Raw genomic sequence first — 22,808 nt, 5'->3', positions numbered from 1 at the left:
GATGATACGGACGCGAGCGCCCTTGCGGACCACACCTTCGGTGACGCGGCAACCGGCAACGCGACCGATCTTGGTGATGTCGAAGGCCTGAAGGACCTTGGCATTACCCAGGAAGGTTTCGCGCTGGATCGGAGCCAGCATGCCCGACAGAACGCCCTTAATATCGTCCAGCAGGTCGTAGATGATCGAGTAGTAACGGATCTCGACGCCTTCGCGATCGGCCAGATCACGTGCCTGTTTCGAGGCACGGACGTTGAAGCCGAGGATCGCCGCACCGGCCGACTTGGCCAGATTGACGTCGCTTTCGGTGATACCGCCAGCAGCCGACAATACGATACGGGCGCGAACTTCGTCGGTACCCATCTTGTCCAGCGAAGCCGAGATGGCTTCTGCCGTGCCCTGTACGTCCGACTTGATAAGAACCGGCAGCTCGCTGATCTTCTTGGAGCCCAGCTTGGCCATCATGTCGGCCAGCGACAGTGCGCCGCCCGATACATGGCTCTTATCGCGCTTGCTGCGCTGCCGGTATTCCACCAGCTCGCGTGCGCGGGCCTCGGATTCCACCACAGCGAAAGCATCGCCCGGGGTCGGCGCTTCGGACAGGCCGAGAATCTCGACCGGAACCGACGGACCGGCTTCGGCCAGTTGCTCGCCACGCTCGTTGAGCAGGGCACGGGCCTTACCCCATGCGGAGCCAGCCACAACGATATCCGAACGCTTCAGGGTGCCGCGCTTGATCAGCACGGTCGCCACCGGACCACGGCCCTTGTCGAGCTTGGCTTCGATGACAACGCCTTCGGCCGAACGTTCGGTGTTGGCGCGCAGTTCGAGCACTTCGGCTTGCAGCAGGATCGCGTCGGTCAAACCCTTGAGGTTCGTGCGTTCCTTGGCCGACAGTTCCACCACCATGGTGTCACCGCCATAAACCTCGGCAACGATCTCGTGTTGCAACAGTTCGGCAATAACCTTTTGTGCATCCGCACCCGGCTTGTCGATCTTGTTGACCGCCACGATGATCGGCGAACCGGCAGCCTTGGCATGATTAATGGCTTCGACGGTTTGCGGCATGACGCCGTCGTCAGCAGCCACAACCAGCACCACGATGTCGGTCACATTGGCACCGCGAGCACGCATGGCCGAGAAGGCGGCGTGACCCGGGGTATCCAGGAAGGTGATACGCTTATCGTCGTCCAGACGGACCTGATAGGCACCGATGTGCTGGGTGATGCCACCGGCTTCACCAGCAGCGACGTCGGTCGTACGCAGGGCGTCCAGCAGCGAGGTCTTGCCGTGGTCGACGTGGCCCATAATGGCCACAACCGGTGCACGCACTTCGGTCGCATCGCTGTCATCGGCCAGGGACAGGAAGCCCTCTTCGACGTCCGAATCCGAAACGCGCTTGACGGTCATGCCGTATTCCGAGGCCACCAGTTCGGCGGTATCGGAATCGATCACGTCGTTGATCTTCATCATCACGCCCTGACGCATCAGGAACTTGATGATGTCGACACCGCGAACCGCCATACGGTTGGCCAGTTCACCCACGGTGATGACGTCAGGAATGACGACTTCGCGCGGACGGTTAGGCGCGTCGGTGGACGAACCCTTACGTTTTTCTTTTTCACGTTCGCGAGCGCGGCGGACCGAGGCCAGCGAGCGCATACGCTCGACAGCATCACCGTCGCCACCGGCAACCGAATGAATGGTCAGGCGGCCTTCGCGGCGCTTGGGCTCGCCACGGGTACGGCTGACAGCCTTGCCCGGTGCGTTTTCGCCGAAGCGCTTCTCGCGGCTGTCGCCATCACGATCAGGACGGGTGAAACCTGCGCCTGCCGTACGAACCGGACGGGCAACTTCAGGCGTTGCCGGCGGCTGGTTCGGGGTCGGACGACCACCAGGACCGGTACGCGGGCCCTTGGCAGCACCCGGAGCCGGACGCGGGTTCAGCGCCGAATAACGGACGGTCTGGGCCGGACGGTTCGGACGCTCTGCGCCCTCGCCACGACCTTCAGCACCACGGTTCTGGCCTTGCGGACGTGCGCCTTGCGGGCGGTTGCCCTGCGGACGCTCGGCTTGCGGGCGCTCGGTTTGCGGACGCTCGCCGCCACCTTGAGCCTGCTCGCGGGCCGAACGGCCACCGAGGGACGTCTGGGCCGGTGCACGGGCCGTCGGAGCCTTGGGTGTACGCTGGCCGAAATTAACTTGCGGACGCGGCTTCGGCGCGGGCTTGGGAGCCTCGGCAGCCTTGGGCGCTTCTACCGGCTTGGCGGCTTCTACCGGCTTGGGTGCCTCGACGACCGGAGCAGGCTTCGGTGCTTCGACAACCGGCTTGGGCGCTTCTACCGGCTTGGCAGCGGCAGCAGCAGCTTCGGCAGCCTTGGCAGCAGCAGCGGCGGCAGCCGAAGCCACAGCCTGTTCCTGCGCGGCCTTTTCGGCAGCCGCCTTTTGGCGTTCGCGATCGGCAGCGGCCACAGTCGCAGCTGCGATGGCGCGACGGCGGGCTTCCATCTCCTCGGCGGAGAGGCCACCGGCATTGGCCTGGCCACGCGGGGCATTGCCACGCGGCGCATTGTTGCGCGGGGCGTTGCCGTCCTGACGCGGACGAGCCACATCAAAGCCTTGCGGGCGCTGGTGGCCACCACCCGCACCCGGGCGGCGCTTGGTTTCGACAACAACCGTCTTCGATCGGCCGTGGCTGAAGCTTTGCTTCACCGTTCCGGTCGAGACCGAGCCTGCTGCGCGCGGCTTAAGCGTCAGCGGCGCGCGTGCGCCTCCTTGCGAAGGTGCATTGCCAGGGGTCTTGCCGTCGTTGGTTTTGTCGTTTTCGTCGCTCATCCGGTCGCTTTACTTGGGGCGGAGAATCCCGCCTCGTCCTTCATACCCATACACGAATGCGGCCCCGTCTCCGTAACCGGAAACTGGCCCGCACCCGCCAAAACCCTCAGCCCTCGTCTGTCGGAGATATTCCCCGACCGCCCGCATCGCTGTCTTCCGGTTCGACCCGGCGCCAGTCTTGCGGGCTTAGAGCCCTAAATCCTGCCAAGCGTTCGACCTCATGGGTCCAACGCACAGCCCGCCCGCTTTTCAGCAAGACAGCATGTATCGCATTTTCCAGCCCAAGGGCCAAACTCAAATCGTCAACAGTGAACGCGCCGCAAATTTTCGGCGCCGGAGACACATGTCTGGCCATGGCTATCAGCTTATTACGGCCATCTGCTGACCCGTCGGACGCTTCGAGCATCCAGGCCGCCTTGCCACTACGGATCGCAGCAGCCGATTTTTCAAAGCCAGAGATAAGCACGCCTTCGCGCCGGGCAAGGCCCAATTGGTCCAAACAGCGCTTTACCAGCAGCTTTTCGACCATATCCGACAAATCGCTCGCCGGTTTCAGCGGGGCCTTGGCGGCCCGCGCGAACATATTCTTTTTCACTGCCGCATCGATGCTGGCGCGATCGGCCGCGACCCAAAGGCCGCGACCGGGCAGCTTGCGCGCCAGATCGGGATAAACTGCGCCGTCCGGACCAGCGACGAAGCGGATCAGGCGAGATTCATCGAGAACCTGGCGGGACACCAGATCCTGACGCTCTCTATCGATCAGCACCTCGGAGATAGTCATGGACAGCAGCAGGCCTCATCACGCGTCTTGGGGTTCGTCGGTATCACCATCCGGCTCTACCGCTTCGACTTCGCCTTCGGCGTCGTCATAGTCACCTTCAAAGGCTTCTATGCCTTCTTCGGTTTCTTCTACTTCTTCGAATTCCGGCTCTGCCTGCGGCAGTTCCGAAGCATCGATCCAGCCAGCGGCAACGCGGGCACGCAGGATCAGCAGTTCGGCAACTTCCTGCGACAGGTTGAAGCTTTCCAGCACGCCGGCCAGCTTCACACGTTCGCCGCCACGCATTTCGTGACCGCCACGGATTTCGTCTGTCGCCAGATCAGCCAGATCCTCGACCGTCTTCACGCCACCTTCGCCGAGGGCCACAGCCATCTGCGGGGTCACGCCCTCGATCTCCAGAACGCCGTCCTCGACACCCAGCGTCTTGCGCTTGTTGTCCAGTTCGGTCGCCTGACGCTCGAGGAATTCACGGGCGCGGGTTTGCAGTTCTTCGGCGGTGTCTTCGTCGAAGCCTTCGATGCTTGCCACTTCTTCGGCATCAACGAATGCAAGGTCCTCTACGGTGGCGAAGCCTTCGGTCACCAGCAGCTGGGCGATGGTCTCATCAACGTCCAGAGCTTCCTGGAACAGGCCGGTGCGTTCAGCGAATTCACGCTGGCGACGCTCAGAATCCTGGGTCTCGGTGATGATGTCGATCTGCCAGCCGGTTAGCTGCGAAGCCAGACGCACGTTCTGGCCGCGACGGCCAATGGCCAGCGACAGCTGGTCATCCGGCACCACGACTTCAACGCGGTCAGCGTCTTCGTCCAGAACCACCTTGGACACTTCGGCCGGAGCCAGAGCGTTCACGATGAAGGTCGGCTCGTCATCAACCCACGGGATGATGTCGATCTTCTCGCCTTGCAGTTCGGCCACAACAGCCTGAACACGCGAACCACGCATACCAACGCAAGCACCGACCGGATCGATCGAGCTGTCGTTCGACAGCACGGCCATCTTGGCGCGCGAACCGGCATCACGTGCAGCGGCACGGATTTCGATTACGCCGTCATAGACTTCCGGCACTTCCTGCGAGAACAGCTTGGCCATGAAGCCCGGGTGGGCGCGCGACAGCATGACCTGCGGACCCTTGGCTTCGGGGCGGACGTCATAGATGTAGGTGCGGACGCGGTCGCCGACGTTGAACACTTCACGCGGGATCGACTGGTCGCGGCGCATAATGCCTTCGCCACGGCCCAGATCCACGATGGTGTTGCCGTATTCGACACGCTTGACCGTGCCGTTGACGATCTCGCCAACGCGGTCTTTGAATTCTTCGTACTGGTTGGCACGCTCAGCTTCGCGGACCTTACCGGTCACGACCTGACGGGCCATCTGGGTCTGCACGCGGCCGAACTCGAACGGCGGCAGGACCTCGATGTATTCCTTGCCGATTTCGGCTTCCGGATCGCGCTTGGAGGCATCCGTCAGACGCACCATGGCGCTGTCGTTGAACTCTTCCAGCTCGTCTTCCGGTTCCCAGTCGTCGCCCACGATGGTGGTGTGACGGGTCAGCGACAGCTCGCCCGTCTTGTGGTCGATCTTGGCGCGAATGTCGTGGTGCGCGCCATAGCGCGACTTGGCGCCTTTCTGGATCGCTTCCTCGATCGCGTCGATCACGATCTCGCGGTCGATGTTCTTTTCACGCGCGACAGCGTCGGCGATCGAGAGCAGCTCCAGACGGTTTGCGGAAATTCCGGTCACGGCCATCAGGCGTCGTCCTTGGACAGGTCAGGGTTGTGGTTGTCAGGCGCGCCTTCCGGCAGGCCGTCATCTTCAGGCTCGCCACGGGCAGCACGCAGCGCGGCGCCTCGTTTGAGCAATTCGTCGGTCAGAACCAGCTTGGCATCGGCCAGCCATTCAAACGGGATCAGGGCGGTGTCTTCTTCGCCGTCCAGATCGATAGCGACATTATCGCCCTCGGTTCCGGCCAGGATGCCCTTGAAGCGCTTGCGGCCCTCGACCATGCGGTCGGTTTCCAGACGGGCTTCATAACCCTGGAACAGGTCGAAATCCATCAGACGGGTCAGCGGACGATCGATGCCCGGCGAGGAAACTTCCAGCAGATATTCACCGGCGATCGGGTCGGACGTATCGAAAATCTCGGAGACGGCACGCGACAGACGCGCGCACTCCTCAACCGAAATATCATTGTCCGTTTTACGCTCGGCCATGATTTGCAGACGGCGACGCAAGGTGCCGCCCATCAGACGCACACGCACGACGGCCAGACCCAGGCTTTCAGCCAGCGGATCAATCATTTCGAGAAGAGCACGGTCTTCTACGGTTTTGGCCCGCACGCGGTACCTCCAGAAAAACAAAAACGACGGTCCGTCAGGGCCGCCGTTGAAACGACGCCGTTGGACGCCGGTCTAACGATGTAGAAGCTCATATAGGACAAAGCCCTGCCCTTGTCAGCCCCTCAAACGGCAAACGACAAGAACAGGGCTTAAATCAAAGAGATCAGACGCGACGGAACTGGATAAAGATCGGGTCGGTATCGCCCAGCTTCTTTTCCTCGTAGCGGGTCACGAAATGGTCGGCAGGCGCGACAAACCAGTCTTCACCCTGCGTTTCGATGCGCTCCAGACCCTCGGTGCGCGCCAGACGCTCCAGCGACCATTCGGCATAGTCGAACCAGTCGGTGACAAAACGCACCATGCCGCCCGGCTTGAGCAGGCGGGCGATTTCCTGTGCGGTTTCATCTTGCAGGAAGCGGCGCTTGTTGTGACGCGCCTTGTGCCACGGATCGGGGAACAGGATCATGACGCGATCCAGCGAGGCATCCGGCAGGGCGGCCATGACCGCGCGGGCATCATCGGCATGCAGGCGTACATTTTTCAGCTCGCCTTCCTCGATATGGCGCAGGGCAGACGCCACGCCGTTCAGGAAAGGCTCGCAGCCGATCATCAGCATGTCGGGGTTTTGTCCGGCCTGATGGGCCAGATGCTCGCCACCGCCAAAACCGATTTCCAGCCATGCGCCCTTGGCGTCCGGCATCAGGGCCTTGGGATCAATCGGGCCTTTCTTGGGGTCCGGCACAGCGATCTGCGGCATCAGGGTATCGAACAGCGCGGCCTGACGGCTCTTGATCGGGCGCGACTTGATACGCCCGAACGAGCGCAGCGGACCATTGGGCTTGGCCCAGTCAGGGCGGTCGGCGCCGGTGTCTTCGATGTGTTCTGGGGTGTCAGGCGTATCGGTCATGTGCGCGCCCTAGCCGATTAAGCGCGCACACGCAAAGTGTAGAAATGGATGAGGCCTAGCCCCAAGGCCCTTTCGTAGCGTCCTGCGGCGTGGTCGGCACACTGGTGGACGGGCTGTTATCGGTTTGCGGCACGGCGGTCTGGGGGACGGCAGTTTGAGGAACGGGCGCTGCCGCAAACGCGGGCGCAGCGCGACCACCGCCCATGCCCATCTTGGCCCCCAGTTCCAGCAGCGCACGCACGCGGTTATGGGTCGCAGGGTGGGTCGAGAACAGGTTGTCCGCGCCCTTGCCGTTCAACGGGTTGATGATGAACATGTGCGCCGTGGCCGGATTGCGCTCGGCCTGCGGGTTCATATTGCCGCGGGCATAGGCTTCGATTTTTTGCAGGGCGCTGGCGAGGGCATCGGGGTCATTGGCGATTTCGGCCCCCACGCGGTCGGCCTCGTATTCGCGCGAGCGGCTGATGGCCATCTGCACCAGACCTGCGGCCATGGGCGCAAGGATCATCAGGGCAATGGTGCCGATCATGCCGCCGGGGCGCTCGCGGTCATTGCCGCCAAAGAACATGGCAAAGTTGGCCAGCATCGAGATGGCACCGGCGATGGTCGCCGTGATCGTCATGGTCAGGGTGTCGCGATTTTTAACATGGGCCAGTTCGTGCGCCATCACGCCGCGGATCTCGGCGCGGTTCAGCATGTCCAGCAAACCGGTCGTGGCTGCCACAGCGGCATTTTCAGGGTTGCGGCCCGTGGCAAAGGCGTTCGGCTGATTGTTCGGGATGATAGTGATCTTGGGCAGCGGCATACCGGCATCGGTTGCCATCTGTTTCACATCCGCCACATAGGCCCGCACGACCGCATTGGGGTGGCTCTCGTCCACCACCTCGGCCTTGTACATTTTCAGAACGATCTTGTCGGCGTTCCAGTAGCTGAACAGGTTCATTCCGACCGCCACCACAAAGGCGATGGCCATGCCGTTAACGCCACCGAACATAAGGCCGATGCCCATGAACAGGGCCGTCATTGCGGCCAGTAGAATGAAGGTCTTGAGGTGGTTCATGTGACTTGCGACGTTTGAGAGGTGGCATAGTGTGCCGTCACCTCCTATTTGGGCTGCAAACCTTTCGCTCTCAAGACGGTAAGCCTGTGACCGAACATCCCACCCCTTCCTGCGGCTGTAGCCACGACGGCCATGACCATAGACATGACCACCACCACGATGTGGTTGATGCGCCAGCCTTTAATGAAGATGTGCCGCACGCCACGCGCGAGCGTCCTTTGAACGACGTCGCCCGCCGCGCCCTGATGGAAGCGGCAGAACGTCGCGCCATCGATTTCTCTTCCGAAGAACGCGCCACCGAACATGGCGGCCCGCGCGGTCCAGAGCCGACACGCTTTGGCGACTGGGAGAAGAAGGGCATCGCGGTCGATTTCTGACCGCCCCTACTCCACCCGATATGAAAAACGGCGGCCTGTGACGGGCCGCCGTTTTTGTTTCACATGGAACAATCGCTGTTAGATCAGGGCGATCTCGGCGGTGATGGCCTGAGCGGCAGCGCGTGGATCGCTGACCGCCGTGATCGGGCGTCCGATCACCAGATGGGTTGCGCCCGCTTCAAGGGCGCTGGCCGGGGTGGCGACACGCGACTGGTCGTCCAGAGCCGCACCCGTCGGGCGCACACCCGGCGTCACGATCAGGAAATCATCGCGACCGGCATCGGTAGCGATCTTACGGACCAGCGCCGCTTCGTGCGGGCTGGACACGACACCGTGGATACCGGCCTCCAGCGCCTGACGGACGCGATGCTCGACCAGTTCGGCAGCGGACAGGCTGTGGTCGTCGGCTTTCAGATCATCTTCGGTCAGGCTGGTCAGAACCGTCACACCCAGCACCTTGAGGTCCGAACCTTCGGCCGCGCGAGCGGCAGCGGCCATGACCTGAGGACGGGCATGGACGGTCAGAAGATCGCATCCGGCATGGGCCAGAACGGCAGTGGCCTTTTCAACGGTTGCGCCAATATCGTGTAGTTTCCAGTCGAGAAAGACCTGCGCGCCGGACGCTTTCAGTTCACGCGCCAGCGACATGCCGTCGGACGCAAACAGCTGCAGACCGACCTTGTAGAAGCCCACCGCATCGCCGATCCGCTCGACCAGAGCCCGTGCCTCGTCCGTGGTCGGAACGTCCAGCGCACAAATAACACGGGCATCAAACGGACGGTTCGGAATGTCGGGGGTGGCAATTGCGGACATTTTGCGTTCACTCTGCGGGTTGCGGGCGGGCGCGGATCGCCCGATAGGGGGATGACAAGATCGCGGTCGGCGCGATTTCTAATCCACGATTTCGGTGAGGGATGCGATGAACGCGAGCGAATTGGGTGTCAACCTCTTCGTCACACTGTTTGCCTTGCTGGATCCGATCGGCAACCTGCCGATCTTTGCCGCAGCAACTGTCGGAGCCACCTTGCGCCAACGCGCCTCGGTGTCGTTCTTCATCTGCAGCTTTGCCTTCCTCTTCCTGCTGTTCTTCGTGTTCACAGGCCTTGGCCTGTTGCAGTTTTTCGGCATCTCGCTGGCCGCCTTCCGCATTGCGGGCGGTATCCTGCTGCTGTTCCTCGGTCTGGACATGGCACGCGGCGACTTCCTCAGCATGTTCGCCGACCCCGACGCCGCCCACGACAAGAACGATGTGCGCGGCTATGCCCGTCGCCGCTTCCAGCGTCTGGTCGTGCCCTTCGCCATCCCGCTGATGATCGGCCCGGGTGCCATCTCGGCCGTCATCATCAACGCCGGTGAAGCCGCCAAGTTGGGACCCGTCGGTACCGCGTGGTCTGTCGGTGCCATCGGTGCCGCCTGCGTGGTCTCGATGATCTGTTTTGCCATGACCGGCTGGCTCAGCCGCATTCTCGGCGAAGTCGGTATGGCCATCATCGTGCGCGTACTGGGCCTGATCCTGTGCGCACTGGCCATCCAGTTCATGCTGATGGGTCTGGGCGAGGCCCTGCCGGGGATGATCTCGACGGGGGTCACCACCCCCTACCCCACCGGCGGCTGATGTCCGTAACGAATACGAAAAAGGCGGCTCATCGGAGCCGCCTTTTTTTATTTCAAACCCGCTTAAGCTTGCGGGCGTGGCTGGCCGCTGTTTTGAGCCCCACACTGTCAGGCAGCAGTTTGGAGACCACCGACAGAAACTGATAGCGTTTGCCCGGAATACAGCGCGGCTTGTCGGCCTCGACGGCATCCCATGCCTCGCGGGCCACGCGGTCGGCCTGTAGCCACATCCATTTCGGATAGGCCGCCGACACCGCATCGCGCGAGCCGTTCACATCGTGGAACTCGGTATAGGTATAGCCGGGGCAAACCACCGAGACATGCACGCCGGAGCCTTGGCTCTCGACCCACAGGCCTTGGGAAAACTTGATCATAAAGCTTTTGATCGGGCCATAGAGGGTGTCGCCCCCCGTCGCCTGAAGAAAGCCCGCCATCGAGGCCACATTCACAATCCGGCCCCAGCCGCGCGCCTTCATGGCCGGCAGCCACAAACGCGCCAGTTCCACCGGCACCGACAGCATGACACGGATCATCTCCTGCTGGGCCGCAGGGTCCGTTGTCGTAAAGCCTGTCGTTTTGGAAAAGCCTGCATTGTTCACCAGACCGTCGACCTGAAGGCCGCGGGCGGCAACTTCATCGGCCAATATGCGGGCCGCATCCGGTGCCCCCAGATCGGCCAGCACCACATGGGCGCGGATATTGTGGCCCGCTTCCAGTTCCGCCGCCAGCGCCTTGAGGGGCGCTTCGCGGCGGGCGATCAGGATCAGGTTATAGCCCCGCGCGGCACAGACACGGGCGATTTCCGCCCCGATCCCTGCCGATGCGCCGGTAATGGCAATCGTTCTTGCTTCGCCCATCAGCCCCCCGCTGTGGTTGATTTTAAGCCGCCTGCGGACAGGAGGCGTGTGGCATCAGGCCCTTGAGGCTGGCCGGATCTTCTTCAAGCAAGTCGGCAATGGTGATTTTCGACAAAGCCAGTGCCGCCGCATTATCCGCCGCGGTCAGGGCCTTGGCGACCTGACGGGGGATGTGTTGCCCCACCGGACAGCCTTCGGCCCCCAGCGGGGTCGAACCCAGATGCGCGCAGCCATTGACGGCCCGCAGCACTTCGTCGAGCGGAATGGTTTCAGGGCGACGCAGCAGCCAAGAGCCGCCACTGGCCCCCGGTCGGGTCGCGATAAGGCCACCCTTGGCCAGAAGGGCGGTGACGCGGCGGATCACCACCGGATTGGTCGGCACCGACGAGGCCAGAATGGCGCTGGCAACAGCGTCCTTGGCTTCATAGGCCCCCTTGTGGGCCAGATAGGCCAGGGCATGGGCGGCGACCGGAAATTTTTGGCTGTCAGACATGATGCATAGGGCTCCAGCCCTTAAGGTAGGCGTTTTGGACCGTTTTAACAACCAATCCGCATCAATGACTGTTTCATATTTAGTCTAAACCCTGTCAGGCACCCGCTTTGCGCGAATAGGACCATGCCGCATCCGCCAGCGGCCCGACCTGTGCCGCCATAGCCCTTGCCTGATCGCTGGCGGCGGTGCCATCGCGCACCCGCCCGCCTATGCCCTGACAAATCGCCGCCAAACGGAACAGGTTATAGGCCAGGAGCCAGTCAAGATTCTGCGGGGCCCCGAACCCTGTCTGCGCCCCGTAACGGTCGGCCAGTTCCTCTATCGACGGGATACCCAAGGCTGTAAGATCCGCCCCCAGCAGGCCGTTTCGTAAACTGGCCGGAATGGCATAGGCGATCAGCAGGTATGAGAAATCCGCCATCGGGTCGCCCAGCGTCGACAACTCCCAGTCCAGCACCGCCCTGACCTTGGGCTGTCCGGCATCGAGGATCATATTGTCGAGACGAAAATCGCCGTGAACAATGCGAACCGGTCCTTCGGGTGGCAGGGTTTGCGGCAGATAGTCGATCAGACGATCCATGGCGGGCACCGGATCAATCTCGGAAGCACGATATTGTTTGGTCCAGCGCCCGACCTGACGGCCGAAATAATTGCCCGGCTTGCCATAGTCGCCAAGCCCGATGGCATGCGGTTCCAGACGGTGTAGCGCGGCCAGTGTATCGACCTGCTCGAACCAGATGGTGCGGCGCTCGGCCGGGGTACTGTCAGGCAGTTTCAAATCCCAGAAGATACGCCCCTCGACCTTGTCCATAACGTAGAACATCGAGCCGAGGACATTATCGTCCGTACACAGCGCATAGGGCCTGGCGACCGGAAAACCTTGGGCGTGCAGGGCTGAAATGACCGCAAATTCGCGATCAACCGCATGGGCGCTGGCCAATAGCGTCCCCGGCGGCTTGCGACGTAGCACATAGCGGTGCGTCGGCGTGATCAGTTCATAGGTGGGGTTGGACTGTCCGCCCTTGAACTGGCGCACCTCCAGTGGACCGGCATAGCCGTCCACATGGGCCGCCAGCCAGTTTTCCAGAGCCGCCATATCCAGTGCGTGACGCGGATCAACTTCGCGCGTGCCGGAAAAAGTCGCCTGAACGTCCATCCCTCGCCCCTCGTCTTCTATTCGTCCTGTGCCGCGACGATGGCGGCTTTTACGGCCCTGCGCCAGCCCTTGAGGAGCGCCGTTCTCTGATCGGATGCCATGGCCGGTTTCCAGATAGCCGGTTCGGTTTGCGGCGGGCTCCATACGGCATCGGTCACACCTGCGCCAAAGGCCGCCAGACGCGCCGCCCCCAGTGCGGTCATTTCCTGAAATGCCGGACGCTCCACCTCGATGTCGCAGATATCGGCAATGAACTGCATGACAAAGGCATTGGCCGTCACGCCGCCATCGACCTTCAACCGCTTCAGGGGTGGCGCGCCGTCTTTCTCCAGAGCTTCCAGCAGGTCAAACGTCTGGTAGGCGAGGCTTTCCAGTGCGGCCCGCACCAGATGGGCGGGGCCACTGTCGCGGGTCAGGCCAATCACCGTGCCACGGGCATCCGGCTCCCACCACGGCGCGCCAAGACCCGTAAAGCCCGGCACCAGATAGACGCCACCATTATCGGGCAGGGTTTGGGCGATAGCCTCAGATTGGCGCGAATCCGAAATCGCCTTCAGGCCATCGCGCAGCCATTGCACCGCCGAGCCTGCCGAGAAGATCGAGCCTTCCAGCGCATAGCGGACCTTCCCGTCCGCCGCCCACCCCATAGTCGCCAAAAGCCGCGCCTTGGAGCAAACCACCGCCTCGCCCGTATTGGCGACCAGAAATGCCCCTGTGCCATAGGTGATCTTGGCATCGCCCGCCTCTAGGGCACCATGACCGACGAGGGCCGATTGCTGGTCGCCCGCGACACCGTGGATCGGCAGGGCCTTGCCCAGCAGGCTGGGCTCGCAATCGCCAAAATGGCTGTCACTGGGGCGTATCTGCGGCAAGGCTTCGGGCGGCACATCGAACAGGTCGCACAGCGCGGCCGACCAGTTGAGGGTTTGCAGCGCCATCAGATTGGTGCGGGCGGCATTGGTCACATCGGTGACGTGGCTTTGTCCGCCCGTCAGCTTCCACATCAGCCAGCTGTCGATCGTGCCAAGCTTGATCTCTCCTGCCCGCGCCCGCGCGCGGCCATTTTCAACCTTGTCCAGCAGCCATGCATATTTCGAGGCCGAAAAATAAGGATCAAGGATCAGGCCGGTCTGGGCCGTCACAGCCGCCTCGTGCCCCTGCGCGACCAGTCGATCCATTTCAGGGGCGGTGCGCCGGTCCTGCCAGACAATGGCGCGATGCAGCGGCTCGGCCGTCTGCACATCCCAGATCACCGAGGTTTCGCGCTGGTTGGTAATACCGACCGCAGCAAACCGCTCGATCCCGCCCGCCTTGCGCACCACTTCGCGGCAGGTTTGCAGCACGGCGCGCCAGATTTCGGCGGCATCATGCTCGACCCAACCCGAATGCGGGAAATGCTGGGCCAGTTCAATCTGGCTGACGGCCAGAACCGAGAACACGCCCTTGTCGGACACCTCGAAGGCGACGGCGCGGGTGGAGGTGGTGCCTTGGTCGATCGACAGGATGAGCGTGTTTTTCATACATCCAGTTATGCAGATGACACCGGCTCACGTTAAGAGGCTTGTTATGCACACACCTTCCTATGCCGGTGTTCTCGACGCCGCCCGCCAGATCGCTTCTGCCATTGTTCGCACGCCGCTGCTGGAACATCCGGCCCTGAACGCGGCCATCGGGGGCCGTGTTCTGATGAAGGCCGAGAGCCTGCAGGTGGCCGGTGCCTTCAAATATCGCGGGGCCTATAACCGCATCAGCCGCTTGAGTCCCGACGAACTGTCACGCGGTATCGTTGCCTATTCGTCCGGCAACCACGCACAGGCGGCAGCGGCGGCAGCCCAGTTTATGGGCACGCGCGCCGTCATCATCATGCCGTCCGACAGCCCGAAAATCAAAGTCGAGGGCGTCAAAAGCTTGGGCGGCGAAGTGCGCTTCTATGACCGCTGGAGCGAGAGCCGCGAGGCCATCGGAGCCGAAATCGCGACCGAGCGCGGCAGTATTGTCGTGCCGCCCTTTGATGACCCGTTCATCATCGAGGGTCAGGGCACCTGTGCGCTTGAACTGCTGGACGATGCCGATGGCCCGATTGACCAGCTTTTGTGCGGGGCCTCGGGTGGTGGCCTGATCGCCGGTATCAATCTGGTCATGGCCGAGCGCAGTCCGGACACGGCAGTTTATGTGGTCGAGCCGCAAGACTTTGATGATACCCGTCGCTCGCTTGAGGCAGGCACCCCTACCCCGCACCCCAAGGGTGCGCCGTCCATCTGTGATGCCCTGATGGCTCCTGTGCCGGGCCAGATCACCTTCCCGATCAACCAGCGCCTGTCCGGGGCTTTGACGGTATCAGACGCCGAGGTGTGCGAAGCCATGCGCTTTGCCTTCCGTCATCTGAAACTGGTGATCGAACCGGGTGGCGCAGTGTCGCTGGCGGCTCTGCTGAGCGGCAAGATCGATGCACGAGACCAGACCACCGCCATCATCGTCTCGGGCGGCAATGTCGATCCGCAGCAGTTTGCCGACATCATCACCGGCCGTTTCAACGGCTGACCCCGCCGCTTGATTTTGCCTGCAGACAACGCAACCTTGTTCTTTCAAGCAAAGGGAGGGTTGCCTGATGACATCCGCACACAATCTGCCGTCTTTGGTTGGCACCGAGGTCGGCATTAGCCGCTGGTTCGAAATCGATCAGGCCCGCATCGACGCCTTTGCCAAAATTACCGAGGATGAGCAGTTCATCCATGTCGATCCAGACATGGCCAGACACACCCCGTTTGGCGGCACGATTGCCCACGGCTTCCTGACCCTCAGCCTCGCCTCGGCCATGAGCTATGATGCGGTGGCGACGCTGGAAGGCGTGGTGATGGGTGTGAACTACGGCTTTGACCGGCTGCGCTTCCTGTCCCCCGTCAAGGCCGGCAAGCGTGTGCGCGGACGCTTTGTGCTGAAGGACGCCCAGAACAAAGGCTCGGACGGTGCCACCACGCGGTGGCTGCTGACCCACGAGTTGACGGTCGAGATCGAAGGCGAGGACAAACCCGCCCTGATCGCCGACTGGCTGTCGATGCAGATGGTGCGTGAGGACAGCTAAACGCGTCGCATGCAAAACCACACTTAATGTTCCACGTGAAACCAAGTGGCTGAAAACAGCTTATTTTAAGCAGCGCAAAAGAAAAGCGGCGGCTTTTATGCCGCCGCTTCTGGTTTTCCAGGTCGAGGTTTCGACTATTCAGCCAGGCAGCGCAGGGCCACTTCGAGGTTGCGAAGGCCATCTTCGCCGGTGACGGCAGGGGTGTCGCCGGTGGCGATGGCTGTGGCGAAGGCTTCCAGCTCTTTTTTGAGCGGCTCGTTCGGCCACGAGTTGAGCATGCGGGTGGAATAGGAACCATCCGGCTGCTGGCCGAAATATTCGGTGACCTGACGGGTGATCAGGTCAGCCACCACAAAGCGGGACTTGGTCGCGACCTGCAGGGTGCGGGTCTTGTAGGGCGTGACCCAGTTGGTGGTGATGTGGGCAATGGTGCCGTTGTCCATGCGGAACTGCAGCAGGGCCGAGTCTTCGCGCGAGGCATGGGTATGTCCCAGCAGCGACTGCACCTCGGCCATTTCCGAGCCGGTCAGGTGGCGGATGATGTCAATGTCATGCACCGCCAGATCGATGACCACGCCGACCTCGCCCATGCGCGGCGGGAACGGGCCAACGCGGGTGATCTGGATGGAGATGATCTCGTCATCGGCAATGGCGCGTTTGACCGTCTCGACCGCAGGGTTGAAGCGTTCGACATGGCCGACCATCAGCACGCGGTTATTGGCGCGGGCGGCGTCGATGATGCGCTGGGATTCTTCAACCGTCGGGGCAATCGGCTTTTCGACCAGAACGTGGATGCCACGCTCCAGCAGCGCCACAGCCGTCTCGGCGTGGAAGCGGTTCGGCGTAGCCACCACCGCTGCATCAATGCCCGAAGCCGCAAAGGCATCCAGATCGGTATAGGCGCTGGCCTCGTAGGCTGCGGCCACGCCGTCGGCGGTCACACCATCGGGATCAAACACAGCCGACAGGTCGAACTCGCGCATGTCATTGGCGACGCGGGCATGGTTGCGGCCCATGACGCCGGCACCGGCGACACCCAGTTTCAGTGCGGTCATAGTCTTAAGCCTTAAACGAGAGAACGGCGGCGATGATCTTGTCTTGCGTGGCCTCGTCCAGATCCGAGTGCATCGGCAGGCTGATGACCACATCCATCAGGCGCTCGGTTTCCGGCAGGCCACCGGCCACGCGCGGGAACATCTCATAGGCGGGCTGCATGTGCAGCGGGATCGGATAATAGACGGCAGTCGGTACGCCCTGCTCTTTCAGGTGCGCGGCCAGAGCATCGCGGTCCGGATGCTCGATGGTGTACTGCGCCCAGTTCGAGATATTGCCCGCCGGTACGTCCGGCACCTTGGCAACGTGCGCGCGCAGGGCGTCGTTATAACGCTTGGCAATGCGGTTACGCCATTCGATCTCTTGACCGAAGACGTTCAGCTTCTCGATCAGAACCGCGGCCTGAATGGTGTCCAGACGGCTGTTCAGGCCGATCCGCATGTTCAGATATTTGGGATCATGATCAAAGGTGCGGCCCTCCAGATCCACGCCGACGGCCTTGCCGTGTACGCGGATGGAATCCATCAGCTGGGCCAGCTTGTCGTCATTGGTCAGAACCGCACCTCCGTCGCCATAGCAGCCGAGCGGCTTGGCGGGGAAGAAGCTGGTGGTGGTGACATCGGCCCATGTCAGCGGGTGCTGGCCGTTAATGGTGCAGCCGAAGCCTTGGGCCGAGTCCGAAATCAGTTTCAGGCTGTGCTGGTCGCACACGGCCTTGATGGCCGGATAGTCCGCAGGCTGACCAAACAGGTCCACGGCGATAACCGCACGCGGGGTCAGACGTCCCTCAACCTTGATGGCCTCGATGGCGGCCGCCAGCTTAGCCGGGTCGATATTGTAGGTGACCGGATCAACATCCACGAACACCGGCTCGGCACCGAACCACGGCACCACCTCGGCGGTAGCGGCAAAGGTGAAGCTGGGCACAAAGACGGCATCGCCCGCCTTGATGTCCCACGCCATCAGCGGCAGGGCCAGCGCGTCGGTGCCATTGGCACAGCCCAGCGCGTGTTTGGCCTTTCCGAAGGCGGCAAGGTCGGCCTCGAACTGGCGCACTTGCGGGCCCATCACCCATGCGCCGCCGACGACGGCTTCGGCCACAGCGGCTTCGATCTTGCCATTCAGGCGTACACGTTGGGCTTGCAGGTCAATAAAGGGGATCATGGTTTCGCTCTCCACACGGTCGGGGGCGGCGCAAATCAGGCGCGTCACATACGAATTGACGCTTTCCTAGCAAACCCACTGCCATGCAGTAAAACGCCGAAAGGTCACTTCGCGTTGCCGGATGCAACGAAGTCGTCACATAGCGACGTGGTCAAACCCGTGCCAGCGGGGTATGGGGCAGCCATAGCCTTATAACGATGGTGATAGATTTCATGAGCCGCCCTGCTGCCTTTCTCGACCGCGACGGTGTTCTGATCCACGATTGCGGCTATCCGCACCGCCCCGATCAGCTTCAGATGATGCCCGGTGCGGCCGAGGCTGTGAAACGGCTGAACGATGCGGGCTATGTGACTGTCATCGTCACCAACCAGTCGGGCATTGCGCGCGGATATTTTTCCGAAGACACCATGCACGCCTTCCACAAACTGTTGCTGGCCGAACTGGCCAAGGGCGGCGCGACAATCGATGCCATCTATTTCTGCCCCTTCCACAAGGTGGCGGTCGAGCATCGTTACGAACATCCCGACCATCCCGATCGCAAACCCAACCCCGGCATGTTGCTGCGGGCGGCGGCCGATCTGGACCTGAGCCTCGACCAAAGTTCGATCATGATCGGGGACAATCTGTCGGACATGCAGGCGGCCCAAAAGGCCGGTGTACGGGGCTTTCACTTCACCGGCGGCAACCTGAACGACCTCGTATCGACCATAGTCGGCGGCTGATCGACATTTCTACATTTGGTGAATAACCTGTCCCTATCGCATTAACTGAGGGATGGGTTCGGGATGTCTAGTGTCGTGTTTTCGGAGTTTTACTGGACGAGTTCTGATGGTCTGAAACTCTATGGCCGAGACTATCAGCCCGAGGGCATTGCACGCCCCCTGCCCGTTCTGGCCATTCATGGCCTGACCCGCAACAGCGCCGATTTTGACAGCATTGCCAGCCTGCTCTGCCACGAAGGCTATCGTGTGCTGGCCGTCGATGTGCGCGGGCGCGGCAAGTCGCAACGCGCTGGCGATCCCATGACCTATGTACCGCCCGTCTATGCGGGCGACATCACCGCCCTGCTTGATCACAAAAACATTGAACGGGCCATCTTCCTTGGCACCTCCATGGGCGGCCTGATCACCATGTGCGTGGCTGCGCTGCGCCCGCAGGCCATTGCCGCGGCCATCCTCAATGATGTCGGTCCCGAAGTGGCCCCCGAAGGTCTGGCCCGTATCGCTGCCTATACCGGCAAGCCGGTCAGCATCACCAACTGGGCCGAGGCTGCCGACTATGCCCGCGTTATCAACGAGGCGGCCTTCCCGCACTATGACGATAGTGACTGGACGGCTTTTGCCGAGCGTATTTTCACAGAGAATACCGAAGGCGTTCCGGTGCTGGCCTATGATCCCGATATCTCGGCCCCTATCCGTGCCGGTGGCGCAGCGGCTCTGGTGCCGGACCTGTGGCCGCTGTTCCGTACACTGGCCGAGCGCCCGACCCTGATCGTGCGCGGCGGCAGTTCGGACCTGCTCAGCCCGTCGATTGCGGCCCGCATGCTGGACGAAGGCGTAGAAGCGTCTCTGGTCGAGGTGCCCGATATCGGCCACGCCCCGATGCTGGACGAGCCGGAGGCCAGCGAGGCCATTCTCGATTTCCTGTCAAAACAGACCTGAAAAAAGGGGCGCTGGTAACAGCGCCCCTTTTGCTTTCATCCGACCCTAAAGGTCAGGCCTTTTTGACGAACTCGGTCCGCAGCACGAGGCCGCGCACCTTGTCGACATTGGCCTCGATCTCTTCCGGATCGCCGGTCAGGCGGATCTTGAGGACCTTGGTGCCGCGCTTGAGGGTCACGCCCCCCGAGCCCTTGACCTTGAGGTCCTTGATGAGGGTTACGCTGTCGCCGTCTTTCAGCTCAGCGCCATTGCTGTCGCGGGTGATTTCATCAGTCATAAAGGGCCCTGTAGCTGACTGCGCGAAGAAAAACCATGTTGTATGCAGGGTTTATTGTACGCGGCTGAGGGTGACCGGCGGCAGATTGCCGTCCAACTCCTCCAGCCAGACCCGCGCCGAACTGTCGGACGGGGCCCGCCAGTCGCCGCGCGGCGACAGGGATCCACCCGTCACCACCTTGGGTCCGTTAGGTACAGCCGAGCGTTTGAACTGGCTGGTCTGGAAGAAACGGATCAGGAATTTCCGCAGCCAGTACCGGATGACCTCCAGATCATAGGCGACCTGTTCTTCGTCCGGCATACCGGCAGGCCACAGCCCGCGTGTGGCATCCGACCAAGCCTGATGCGCCAGATAGGCCACCTTGGACGGATTCATGCCGTAGCGACTGATATAAAACAGGAAGAAGTCGTTCAGCGCATAGGGGCCGACCGTGCCCTCGGTGGACTGGATTTTTCCGTCCGCCCCTGCGGGCACCAGTTCGGGCGAAATCTCGGTGGCCAGAATGGCGTGCAGCGTCGGGCTGGCCCCCGCCCCCACCACCGCCTTGTCGGCCACCCAGCGGATCAGATGGCGGATCAGGGTTTTGGCCACGCCGCCATTGACGTTGTAATGGCTCATATGGTCGCCGACGCCATAGGTGCACCAGCCCAGCGCCAGTTCCGACAGATCGCCCGTACCCAGAACGAAGCCGTTATTGTGGTTGGCCAGACGGAACAGATAGTCGGTGCGAAGGCCCGCCTGAACATTCTCGAACGTGATGTCATAGACCGGCTCGCCCTTGGCATAGGGATGGCCGATGCCTTCCAGCATGGCGCTGGCGGCGGGGCGGATATCGATCTCGTGGCCCGAAACCTTCAGCGCCTTCATCAGCGCCCAGGCGTTCGACTTGGTGCCGTCCGAGGTCGCAAAGCCGGGCATGGTATAGGCCAGAATGCCAGAGCGCGGGATTTCAAGCCGATCAAAGGCGCGGCACGCCACTAGCAGGGCCTGAGTGGAATCCAGCCCACCCGAAACCCCGATCACCAGCGTCTTTGCGCCTGTCGCCGTCATGCGACGCATCAGGCCCTGAACCTGAATATTGAAGGCCTCGTAGCAGTCCTGATCGAGGCGCGCGGCATCGTCGGGCACGAACGGGAAACGGTCCAGCGGGCGTATCACATCGCCCATCGGGCCTTCCTGTGGACCCTCGCCCGCTTCGAACGGCACGATCACGGCCGTTTCGCCCTCCATACGGGCGCAGTCGGCAAAGGTGCCGTTACGCAGACGGTCCAGACCGATCCGGTCCACATCCACATCGGCAATGGTCAGATGGCTTTCCAGCGAGAACCGCTCGCCCTCGACCAGCTTGACCCCCAGTTCGTGGATCATGGCCTGACCGTCCCATGCCAGATCGGTCGTGCTCTCACCCCAGCCGGAGGCGGCAAACACATAGGCCGACAAGGTGCGGGCCGATTGCGAGGCACACATCAGGGCGCGCTCGTCTGACTTGCCGATGACGATGTTGGACGCCGACAGGTTGCACAGGATACGCGCGCCCGCCATGGCCGCACGGGTGGACGGCGGTTGCGGGGCCCAGAAGTCCTCGCAGATTTCGACGGCAAAAATAAAGCCCGGACGGTTGACCGCCTCGAACACCAGACCCGGCGCGAAATCGACGCGCTCTCCGTTCAGGCTGATGGCGTCCTCGGTGCGCGAGGCCGCAGGGGCGAACCAGCGCTTTTCATAATATTCGCGGTAGTTCGGCAGATAGGTCTTGGGCACCACGCCCAGAACCTCACCGCCCCCCAGCACCACGGCGCAGTTGAACAGGCTGTCACCATGTCGCAGCGGAGCCCCGACCACCGCCACCAGATCAAACTGTTCGGTCAGGGCGCACAGGCGGGCAATCTGGTCCTCGACCGCCTCCAGAAGCGCAGACTGCATATGCAGGTCGTCGATCGCATAGGCACTGAGCGACAGCTCCGGAAACACCAGAAGATCAACACCTTCTTCGGCGGCCTTGCGGATCAGCGCCTCGTGCTCGTCCCCGTTGGTGACCGGATCGGCCACATGCACCACAGGCGTCGCCGCCGCGGTGCGCACAAAACCGTGGGTACGGGCTTCAAAGAAGGGATGTCTCGACTGGACCATGGCAACTTTCCGGAAAGCGAAACAGGACACCTATCCTTATAGGTTCGCGCGTGACCTGAGAACCATCGTCGGCTAGAGCAGTTTCTATGAGCGATACGCCGAAAAAAGGCTGGTTCCAGCGACTGAGCGAGGGTTTGTCCCGCTCTTCGAAGCAGATGACCGATCAGGTCGTCTCGACTTTCGCCAAGGAACCCCTGTCCGAAGAGCACCTCGAACAACTCGAGGAACATCTGATCGAGAGCGATCTGGGTCCGGCGGCGTCGGCCCGCATCGTCGAGCGCTTCCGCGCCCTGCGGTTCGGCAAGACCTCGGACGAGCGCGAGGTCAAAGAAGCGCTGGCCGAGGCGGTCGCCGCCGAGCTTGCGCCGCGTCAGGCCAAATTCGACCCGTTAAGCGGCGACAAGCCCTATGTGGTGCTGTTTGTCGGCGTCAACGGATCGGGCAAGACCACCACTCTGGGCAAGATCGCCGCCGATCTTACGGCCAAGGGGGCCAAGGTGATGATCGTGGCGGGTGATACCTTCCGCGCCGCCGCCCGCGAACAGCTGAAAGTCTGGGCGGACCGCTCGGGCGCGCATTTCGAGAGCCGCCGCGACGGTGCCGATGCGGCGGGCCTTGCCTTTGATGCCTATACCAAGGCCAAGGCTGAAGGCTTTGACGTTGTCCTGATCGACACGGCCGGTCGCCTGCAGAACAAGTCCACCCTGATGGACGAACTGCTGAAGATCGTGCGCGTGCTGAAAAAGGTCGATGCCAATGCCCCGCACGAAACCCTGCTGGTGCTGGACGCCACGGTGGGGCGCAATGCGCTGGAGCAGGAAAAAGTATTTGGCCGCACGGCCTATGTATCGGGCGTGGTGATGACCAAGTTGGACGGCACCGCCCGCGGTGGCGTTCTGGTGCCGGTGGCACAGGCGTCGGACGCCCCCATTAAACTGATCGGCGTCGGCGAGGGGATCGAAGACTTGCAAGACTTCGACGCCACCGCCTTTGCCCGCTCTCTCGTCGGTCTGGAGGACTGA

Annotated in this window: 22 protein-coding genes; 7 read left to right on the top strand and 15 right to left on the bottom strand. The window is 62.2% G+C overall.

Annotated features, from left to right (window positions below):
- The 6 genes from infB to htpX all read right to left on the bottom strand — a co-directional run.
- Positions 1 to 2,835: translation initiation factor IF-2 (gene infB, locus RSB01_RS03535; protein ID WP_332625076.1), on the bottom strand; the 2,835-nt coding region annotated here is incomplete at its 3' end.
- Between the two features lie 106 nt (positions 2,836 to 2,941).
- Positions 2,942 to 3,616 carry an RNA-binding protein gene (locus RSB01_RS03530; protein WP_332589820.1) on the bottom strand — a complete coding sequence of 225 codons (675 nt, stop codon included), beginning with the start codon at positions 3,614 to 3,616 and terminating at the stop codon, positions 2,942 to 2,944.
- A gap of 18 nt (positions 3,617 to 3,634) precedes the next feature.
- Positions 3,635 to 5,365: a transcription termination factor NusA gene (nusA, locus tag RSB01_RS03525; protein ID WP_332625074.1), complete on the bottom strand. Its 1,731-nt coding sequence runs from the start codon at positions 5,363 to 5,365 to the stop codon at positions 3,635 to 3,637.
- On the bottom strand, positions 5,365 to 5,955 hold the full coding sequence (gene rimP / locus RSB01_RS03520; protein ID WP_332589822.1) for a ribosome maturation factor RimP: 591 nt from the start codon (positions 5,953 to 5,955) through the stop codon (positions 5,365 to 5,367). The genes nusA and rimP overlap by 1 nt, the downstream gene beginning before the upstream one ends.
- A 163-nt stretch (positions 5,956 to 6,118) precedes the next feature.
- Positions 6,119 to 6,862, bottom strand: a complete 744-nt coding sequence (trmB, locus tag RSB01_RS03515; protein WP_332589823.1) for a tRNA (guanosine(46)-N7)-methyltransferase TrmB — start codon at positions 6,860 to 6,862, stop codon at positions 6,119 to 6,121.
- Positions 6,863 to 6,917: 55 nt separating this feature from the next.
- Positions 6,918 to 7,922: a zinc metalloprotease HtpX gene (gene htpX, locus RSB01_RS03510; protein ID WP_332589824.1), complete on the bottom strand. Its 1,005-nt coding sequence runs from the start codon at positions 7,920 to 7,922 to the stop codon at positions 6,918 to 6,920.
- An 86-nt stretch (positions 7,923 to 8,008) separates the two neighbouring features.
- On the opposite strand from htpX, the gene RSB01_RS03505 reads away from it, so the two are divergent.
- Positions 8,009 to 8,299, top strand: coding sequence for a DUF1674 domain-containing protein (locus RSB01_RS03505; protein WP_332589825.1), 291 nt, complete (start codon positions 8,009 to 8,011; stop codon positions 8,297 to 8,299).
- Between the two features lie 78 nt (positions 8,300 to 8,377).
- Here RSB01_RS03505 and pyrF read toward each other — a convergent pair whose 3' ends face one another.
- Positions 8,378 to 9,112, bottom strand: coding sequence for an orotidine-5'-phosphate decarboxylase (pyrF, locus tag RSB01_RS03500; RefSeq protein WP_332589826.1), 735 nt, complete (start codon positions 9,110 to 9,112; stop codon positions 8,378 to 8,380).
- Between the two features lie 106 nt (positions 9,113 to 9,218).
- Here pyrF and RSB01_RS03495 point away from each other — a divergent pair, with 106 nt between their 5' ends.
- Entirely contained in the window at positions 9,219 to 9,914 is a 696-nt protein-coding gene (locus RSB01_RS03495; RefSeq protein WP_332589827.1) for a MarC family protein, read from the top strand.
- Between the two features lie 52 nt (positions 9,915 to 9,966).
- Here the strand turns inward: RSB01_RS03495 and RSB01_RS03490 are convergent, their stop codons facing one another.
- From RSB01_RS03490 to glpK, 4 genes are all read right to left on the bottom strand, one after another.
- Positions 9,967 to 10,770 carry an SDR family oxidoreductase gene (locus RSB01_RS03490; RefSeq protein ID WP_332589828.1) on the bottom strand — a complete coding sequence of 268 codons (804 nt, stop codon included), beginning with the start codon at positions 10,768 to 10,770 and terminating at the stop codon, positions 9,967 to 9,969.
- 22 nt (positions 10,771 to 10,792) lie between these two features.
- On the bottom strand, positions 10,793 to 11,263 hold the full coding sequence (locus RSB01_RS03485) for an Rrf2 family transcriptional regulator (protein WP_332589829.1): 471 nt from the start codon (positions 11,261 to 11,263) through the stop codon (positions 10,793 to 10,795).
- 94 nt (positions 11,264 to 11,357) lie between these two features.
- The gene (locus RSB01_RS03480) at positions 11,358 to 12,419 is read right to left on the bottom strand and encodes a phosphotransferase family protein (protein ID WP_332589830.1); all 1,062 of its coding nucleotides are present in this window, start codon (positions 12,417 to 12,419) and stop codon (positions 11,358 to 11,360) included.
- Between the two features lie 17 nt (positions 12,420 to 12,436).
- Positions 12,437 to 13,939, bottom strand: a complete 1,503-nt coding sequence (gene glpK, locus RSB01_RS03475) for a glycerol kinase GlpK (protein ID WP_332589831.1) — start codon at positions 13,937 to 13,939, stop codon at positions 12,437 to 12,439.
- Positions 13,940 to 13,985: 46 nt separating this feature from the next.
- Here glpK and RSB01_RS03470 point away from each other — a divergent pair, with 46 nt between their 5' ends.
- Positions 13,986 to 14,960 (top strand): threonine/serine dehydratase, encoded by a 975-nt coding sequence (locus RSB01_RS03470; RefSeq protein WP_332589832.1) that lies wholly within the window; start codon positions 13,986 to 13,988, stop codon positions 14,958 to 14,960.
- A gap of 67 nt (positions 14,961 to 15,027) precedes the next feature.
- Positions 15,028 to 15,501: a MaoC family dehydratase gene (locus RSB01_RS03465; RefSeq protein WP_332589833.1), complete on the top strand. Its 474-nt coding sequence runs from the start codon at positions 15,028 to 15,030 to the stop codon at positions 15,499 to 15,501.
- A 134-nt stretch (positions 15,502 to 15,635) separates the two neighbouring features.
- On the opposite strand, the gene RSB01_RS03460 is transcribed toward RSB01_RS03465, so the two are convergent.
- Both RSB01_RS03460 and RSB01_RS03455 read right to left on the bottom strand, forming a co-directional pair.
- The gene (locus RSB01_RS03460; RefSeq protein WP_332589834.1) at positions 15,636 to 16,556 is read right to left on the bottom strand and encodes a Gfo/Idh/MocA family oxidoreductase; all 921 of its coding nucleotides are present in this window, start codon (positions 16,554 to 16,556) and stop codon (positions 15,636 to 15,638) included.
- A gap of 4 nt (positions 16,557 to 16,560) precedes the next feature.
- Positions 16,561 to 17,718 (bottom strand): DegT/DnrJ/EryC1/StrS aminotransferase family protein, encoded by a 1,158-nt coding sequence (locus tag RSB01_RS03455; RefSeq protein ID WP_332619330.1) that lies wholly within the window; start codon positions 17,716 to 17,718, stop codon positions 16,561 to 16,563.
- A gap of 212 nt (positions 17,719 to 17,930) precedes the next feature.
- Between RSB01_RS03455 and RSB01_RS03450 the strand changes: the two genes are divergently transcribed.
- Together RSB01_RS03450 and RSB01_RS03445 are read left to right on the top strand one after the other, a co-directional pair.
- Positions 17,931 to 18,440 carry an HAD family hydrolase gene (locus RSB01_RS03450; RefSeq protein WP_332590196.1) on the top strand — a complete coding sequence of 170 codons (510 nt, stop codon included), beginning with the start codon at positions 17,931 to 17,933 and terminating at the stop codon, positions 18,438 to 18,440.
- Positions 18,441 to 18,503: 63 nt separating this feature from the next.
- The gene (locus RSB01_RS03445) at positions 18,504 to 19,379 is read left to right on the top strand and encodes an alpha/beta hydrolase (protein WP_332590197.1); all 876 of its coding nucleotides are present in this window, start codon (positions 18,504 to 18,506) and stop codon (positions 19,377 to 19,379) included.
- 52 nt (positions 19,380 to 19,431) lie between these two features.
- Here the strand turns inward: RSB01_RS03445 and RSB01_RS03440 are convergent, their stop codons facing one another.
- Both RSB01_RS03440 and RSB01_RS03435 read right to left on the bottom strand, forming a co-directional pair.
- On the bottom strand, positions 19,432 to 19,656 hold the full coding sequence (locus RSB01_RS03440) for an alkylphosphonate utilization protein (protein WP_332590198.1): 225 nt from the start codon (positions 19,654 to 19,656) through the stop codon (positions 19,432 to 19,434).
- 51 nt (positions 19,657 to 19,707) lie between these two features.
- A complete protein-coding gene (locus tag RSB01_RS03435; RefSeq protein ID WP_332590199.1) occupies positions 19,708 to 21,786 on the bottom strand; it encodes an NAD(+) synthase in 2,079 nt (692 codons plus the stop codon).
- An 86-nt stretch (positions 21,787 to 21,872) separates the two neighbouring features.
- Here RSB01_RS03435 and ftsY point away from each other — a divergent pair, with 86 nt between their 5' ends.
- Entirely contained in the window at positions 21,873 to 22,808 is a 936-nt protein-coding gene (ftsY, locus tag RSB01_RS03430) for a signal recognition particle-docking protein FtsY (RefSeq protein WP_332590200.1), read from the top strand.

Source organism: Brevundimonas sp., from assembly GCF_036659295.1.
GTDB lineage: Bacteria > Pseudomonadota > Alphaproteobacteria > Caulobacterales > Caulobacteraceae > Brevundimonas.
The sequence above is the reverse complement of the archived record's forward strand: the minus strand, read 5'-3'. Positions and strand labels throughout refer to the sequence as shown.

What these genes read in the sequence shown, in the direction of transcription:
- RSB01_RS03530 (WP_332589820.1), bottom strand. Translation starts at nt 3,616, where the DNA reads ATGACTATCTCCGAGGTGCTGATCGATAGAGAGCGTCAGGATCTGGTG.
- nusA (WP_332625074.1), bottom strand. Translation starts at nt 5,365, where the DNA reads ATGGCCGTGACCGGAATTTCCGCAAACCGTCTGGAGCTGCTCTCGATC.
- trmB (WP_332589823.1), bottom strand. Translation starts at nt 6,862, where the DNA reads ATGACCGATACGCCTGACACCCCAGAACACATCGAAGACACCGGCGCC.
- htpX (WP_332589824.1), bottom strand. Translation starts at nt 7,922, where the DNA reads ATGAACCACCTCAAGACCTTCATTCTACTGGCCGCAATGACGGCCCTG.
- pyrF (WP_332589826.1), bottom strand. Translation starts at nt 9,112, where the DNA reads ATGTCCGCAATTGCCACCCCCGACATTCCGAACCGTCCGTTTGATGCC.
- RSB01_RS03495 (WP_332589827.1), top strand. Translation starts at nt 9,219, where the DNA reads ATGAACGCGAGCGAATTGGGTGTCAACCTCTTCGTCACACTGTTTGCC.
- RSB01_RS03490 (WP_332589828.1), bottom strand. Translation starts at nt 10,770, where the DNA reads ATGGGCGAAGCAAGAACGATTGCCATTACCGGCGCATCGGCAGGGATC.
- RSB01_RS03485 (WP_332589829.1), bottom strand. Translation starts at nt 11,263, where the DNA reads ATGTCTGACAGCCAAAAATTTCCGGTCGCCGCCCATGCCCTGGCCTAT.
- RSB01_RS03480 (WP_332589830.1), bottom strand. Translation starts at nt 12,419, where the DNA reads ATGGACGTTCAGGCGACTTTTTCCGGCACGCGCGAAGTTGATCCGCGT.
- glpK (WP_332589831.1), bottom strand. Translation starts at nt 13,939, where the DNA reads ATGAAAAACACGCTCATCCTGTCGATCGACCAAGGCACCACCTCCACC.
- RSB01_RS03470 (WP_332589832.1), top strand. Translation starts at nt 13,986, where the DNA reads ATGCACACACCTTCCTATGCCGGTGTTCTCGACGCCGCCCGCCAGATC.
- RSB01_RS03465 (WP_332589833.1), top strand. Translation starts at nt 15,028, where the DNA reads ATGACATCCGCACACAATCTGCCGTCTTTGGTTGGCACCGAGGTCGGC.
- RSB01_RS03460 (WP_332589834.1), bottom strand. Translation starts at nt 16,556, where the DNA reads ATGACCGCACTGAAACTGGGTGTCGCCGGTGCCGGCGTCATGGGCCGC.
- RSB01_RS03455 (WP_332619330.1), bottom strand. Translation starts at nt 17,718, where the DNA reads ATGATCCCCTTTATTGACCTGCAAGCCCAACGTGTACGCCTGAATGGC.
- RSB01_RS03450 (WP_332590196.1), top strand. Translation starts at nt 17,931, where the DNA reads ATGAGCCGCCCTGCTGCCTTTCTCGACCGCGACGGTGTTCTGATCCAC.
- RSB01_RS03445 (WP_332590197.1), top strand. Translation starts at nt 18,504, where the DNA reads ATGTCTAGTGTCGTGTTTTCGGAGTTTTACTGGACGAGTTCTGATGGT.
- RSB01_RS03440 (WP_332590198.1), bottom strand. Translation starts at nt 19,656, where the DNA reads ATGACTGATGAAATCACCCGCGACAGCAATGGCGCTGAGCTGAAAGAC.
- RSB01_RS03435 (WP_332590199.1), bottom strand. Translation starts at nt 21,786, where the DNA reads ATGGTCCAGTCGAGACATCCCTTCTTTGAAGCCCGTACCCACGGTTTT.
- ftsY (WP_332590200.1), top strand. Translation starts at nt 21,873, where the DNA reads ATGAGCGATACGCCGAAAAAAGGCTGGTTCCAGCGACTGAGCGAGGGT.